The 3,408-nt window shown below is 78.3% G+C and carries 3 protein-coding genes and 1 pseudogene; all 4 read left to right on the top strand.

Going from position 1 to position 3,408, the window contains the following annotated elements; all coding sequences use genetic code 11:
* Window positions 1-825, top strand: a pseudogene (locus ABZ641_RS30010) (hypothetical protein); the annotation flags it as partial.
* Window positions 822-1,472 (top strand): SCO2322 family protein, encoded by a 651-nt coding sequence (locus ABZ641_RS30005; RefSeq protein ID WP_344628002.1) that lies wholly within the window; start codon window positions 822-824, stop codon window positions 1,470-1,472. The pseudogene ABZ641_RS30010 and the gene ABZ641_RS30005, both read left to right, overlap by 4 nt.
* A gap of 21 nt (window positions 1,473-1,493) precedes the next feature.
* A complete protein-coding gene (locus ABZ641_RS30000) occupies window positions 1,494-2,600 on the top strand; it encodes an energy-coupling factor transporter transmembrane protein EcfT (RefSeq protein WP_359986800.1) in 1,107 nt (368 codons plus the stop codon).
* Window positions 2,597-3,408 (top strand): ABC transporter ATP-binding protein (locus ABZ641_RS29995; RefSeq protein WP_359986798.1); only part of this gene is annotated, 812 nt, incomplete at its 3' end. The genes ABZ641_RS30000 and ABZ641_RS29995, both read left to right, overlap by 4 nt.

Genomic DNA, 3,408 nt, shown 5'->3' with positions numbered 1-3,408 from the left:
GCCAAGGCCGGCCGCAGCGCCCTGGACGGCCTCGCCGGCTTCCAGCTGGGCTGCGCCGCGCCGGCCGCCGAGCGCGGCGGCTACGTCTACCAGCCGGGTGCCGACGCCAAGGCGAACGGCCTGGCGACCGGGCAGGCCGCGCTCGCCGCCGCCGGCGGGGCGCTGCCGGTGGCCACCACCGACCGGGTGGACGCCGCACCCGCCGCCCTGGCCTGCCCCGCGGGCGGCGCCGCGGCGGCCGTGCCCGCCGCGCAGTCGGCCGAGGCCGCCTCCGCGCACCTGGTCGGTCAGCTGAACGCCAACGGCCAGCACCTGATGCTGACCACTCCCGGTGCCGAGCCCGCGCCGGACCTGAACGCGACCTCCTGGGCGGTGCTGTCGCTGGTGCGCGCGGGCCACCCGCACCAGGCCGCGGGCGCCGCCGACTGGCTGGCCGGCAACGGCTACGCCTGGGCCGCCAAGGGCAAGAACGGCACCGACCCGGCGGCCGCCGCGACGCTGCTGCTGGTCGCCCAGGCCGCCAAGCTCGACCCGTACAACTTCGGCGGCACCAACCTGGTGCAGCTGCTGGTGGACTCCGGTCCCAAGCCGCTCTCGCTGCCGTCCGCGGCGGCGTCGGCCGCCTCGGCCAACCCGGACGGCACCGCGGCGCCCGGTTCCGGCATCACCGACGGCGAGGACAACGGCGGTTTCTCGCCGATCTGGCTGGTCGGCACCGGCCTGGTGGTCGGCATCGGCGGCGGGCTGATGATCAGCCTCAACCGCCGTCGGCAGGCCGCCGCGGCCGCCGCCGGCACCCCGGCGAAGGACGACGGGCAGCAGTGACCGGTGCGCTGCGCCGGACGGCGGCGGCGCTGCTCGCCGCCGCCGTCCCGGCCGTCCTCCTCGTCCTGCTGCCGGTCGGCCCCGCGCAGGCCGCGGACTACCGCTACTGGTCGTTCTGGAAGTCGAGCGGCGGCGCCTGGGCCTACCAGCAGCAGGGCCCGGCGGTGTACGTGCCGGCCGACGGCACGGTCGACGGCTGGCGGTTCGCGCTGAGCCCGGACGGCGGGAAGGAGGCCGCCCGGCCCGGCGCCGTCGGCGACTTCGCCGCGCTGTGCACGGCCACCCCGGCGCAGCAGGGCCGCAAGCGGGTAGGCGTGGTGCTCGACTTCGGCACCCCCGCCGACGCCCCGAAGGGCGCGGGTGCCCCGCCCGCCGCCCGGACGGCCTGCGCCTCGGTACCGGCCGCCGCCACCTCGGCCGAGGTGCTCGCCGCCGTCGCCCCGCCGCTGCGCTACGACAGCGCGGGCATGCTGTGCGCGATCGCCGGCTACCCGCGGGCCGGCTGCGGCGAGGCGGTGGACGCCGGTGCCCCGGCCGCCTCCGGCTCCCCGTCCGGGGGCACCGGCCTCACCGGCCCGGTGCTCGGCGGAGTCCTCGTCCTGCTGCTCGGTGCCGGCGCCTGGTGGCAGCTGCGCCGCCGCCGCTGACGACCCGTCCGGAGACCCGCCGTGCCACGAACCCGCACCGCCGCGCGCCCCGCCGTCGGCCCGCGCCACCTGCACCCCGGTGCCTGGTGGCTGTGGGCGCTCGGCCTGGCGGCCGCCGCCTCCCGCACCACCAACCCGCTGCTGCTCCTGCTGATCGGCGCGGTCGCCGGGTACGTGGTCGCCGCCCGCCGCGGCGACGAGCCGTGGTCCCGGTCGTACGGGGCGTTCCTGCGGCTCGGGCTGCTGGTGCTGGGCATCCGGATGGCGTTCACGGTGCTGCTCGGCTCGCCGGTGCAGGGCACCCACGTGCTGCTGACCCTGCCGCAGCTACCGCTGCCGTCCTGGGCGCAGGGCGTCCGGGTGGGCGGCGCGATCACCCTGGAGGGCCTGCTGTTCGCCCTGTACGAGGGGCTGAAGCTGGCCGTGCTGCTGGTCTGCGTGGGCGCCGCCAACGCGCTCGCCTCGCCGACCCGGCTGCTGCGCGCCCTGCCCGGCGCCCTGTACGAGGCCGGGCTCGCCGCGGTGGTGGCGATGACCTTCGCGCCGAACCTGGTCGCCGACGTGCGGCGGCTGCGGGCCGCCCGCCGGCTGCGCGGCCGCGACGACCGCGGCGTCGCCGCCCTGCTGAGCGTCGGGCTGCCGGTGCTGGAGGGTGCGCTGGAACGCTCGGTCGCGCTCGCCGCGGCGATGGACACCCGCGGCTTCGGCCGCACCGCCGACGTGCCGCGCCGCCTCGCCCACGCCACCGCCGCACTCACCCTGCTCGGCCTGCTCGGCATCTGCGCCGCCCTGTACGGGCTGCTCGGCGCGGCCGGCAGCGACTGGGCGCTGCCGGTGCTGCTGCTCGGCCTGGCCTCGGCCGGCGCCGGGCTGCTGCTGGGCGGCCGTCGCAGTCTGCGCACCCGCTACCGGCCCGATCCGTGGGCCGTCCGCGAGTGGCTGGTGGCCGGTTCGGGCATCGCCGTCGCCGCGCTGACCGTCTGGTGTTCCGGGCGGTACCCGGCGGCGTTCGCCCCGTCCGTGGTGCCGCCGGAGCTGCCGTCCCTGCCGCTGCCCGCCGTGGCCGCCGTGCTGATCGGCCTGGTGCCGGCCGCGGCCGCCCCCGTCCCGCCCCGGAGGAGCTCGTGATCACCTTCGAGCAGGTGTCGGTCGCCTACGCCGACGCCGCCGAGCCCGCACTGACCGGGGTCGACCTGACCGTGCCGGAGGGCGAGCTCTGCCTGGTCGTCGGCCCGTCCGGCTCCGGCAAGTCGACGCTGCTGGGGACGGTCAGCGGGCTCGTCCCGCACTTCACCGGCGGCACCCTGCACGGCCGGGTCACCGTCGCCGGGCGGGACACCCGCACCCACCGCCCGCGCGACCTCGCCGACGTCGTCGGCACCGTCGGGCAGGATCCGCTCGCGCACTTCGTCACCGACACCGTCGAGGACGAACTCGCCTACGGGATGGAGTCGCTGGGCCTCGCTCCGGACGTGATGCGGCGCCGCGTCGAGGAGACCCTCGACCTGCTCGGCCTCGCCGACCTGCGCGACCGCGCCCTCACCTCGCTCTCCGGCGGCCAGCAGCAGCGGGTCGCGATCGGCTCGGTGCTCACCGTCCACCCCCGGGTGCTGGTGCTGGACGAGCCGACCTCGGCGCTCGACCCGGGCGCCGCCGAGGAGGTGCTGGCGGTGCTGCAGCGGCTCGTCCACGACCTCGGCACCACCGTGCTGATGGCCGAACACCGGCTGGAGCGGGTCGTCCAGTACGCCGACCAGGTGCTGCTGCTGCCCGGCCCCGGGCGGGCCCCGGAGCTCGGCGAGCCGGCCGAGGTCATGGCGCACTCCCCCGTCCACCCGCCGGTGGTCGCGCTCGGCCGGGCGGCCGGTTGGTCGCCGCTGCCGCTGTCCGTCCGCGACGCACGCCGCCGGGCCGCCGGCCTGCGCGCCCGGCTCGC

This window comes from Kitasatospora sp. NPDC007106 (genome assembly GCF_040634455.1).
Taxonomy (GTDB): Bacteria; Actinomycetota; Actinomycetes; order Streptomycetales; family Streptomycetaceae; genus Kitasatospora; species Kitasatospora arboriphila.
Note: the sequence above shows the minus strand (reverse complement) of the source record. Positions and strands in the feature narration are given on the sequence as shown.